At 31.4% G+C, this 440-nt stretch carries 1 protein-coding gene; it reads left to right on the top strand.

Features of this window, described 5'->3' with window-relative positions; genetic code table 11:
• Positions 1-60: 60 nt before the first annotated feature.
• The coding region (locus HMPREF2578_RS01275) for a replication/maintenance protein RepL (RefSeq protein ID WP_031794162.1) at positions 61-440 on the top strand (380 nt) is incomplete at its 3' end.

The following is a 440-nucleotide window of genomic DNA, read 5'->3' as shown; positions in this document are numbered from 1 at the left end:
TTTTTTTTTAGAACAGTTATGATATAGTTAGAATAGTTTAAAATAAGGAGTGAGAAAAAGATGAAAGAAAGATATGGAACAGTCTATAAAGGCTCTCAGAGGCTCATAGACGAAGAAAGTGGAGAAGTCATAGAGGTAGACAAGTTATACCGTAAACAAACGTCTGGTAACTTCGTAAAGGCATATATAGTGCAATTAATAAGTATGTTAGATATGATTGGCGGAAAAAAACTTAAAATCGTTAACTATATCCTAGATAATGTCCACTTAAGTAACAATACAATGATAGCTACAACAAGAGAAATAGCAAAAGCTACAGGAACAAGTCTACAAACAGTAATAACAACACTTAAAATCTTAGAAGAAGGAAATATTATAAAAAGAAAAACTGGAGTATTAATGTTAAACCCTGAACTACTAATGAGAGGCGACGACCAAAA

It is taken from the genome of Staphylococcus sp. HMSC072H03 (assembly GCF_001809305.1).
Taxonomy (GTDB): Bacteria; Bacillota; Bacilli; order Staphylococcales; family Staphylococcaceae; genus Staphylococcus; species Staphylococcus hominis.
This window is presented reverse-complemented; position numbering and strand designations above follow the sequence as displayed.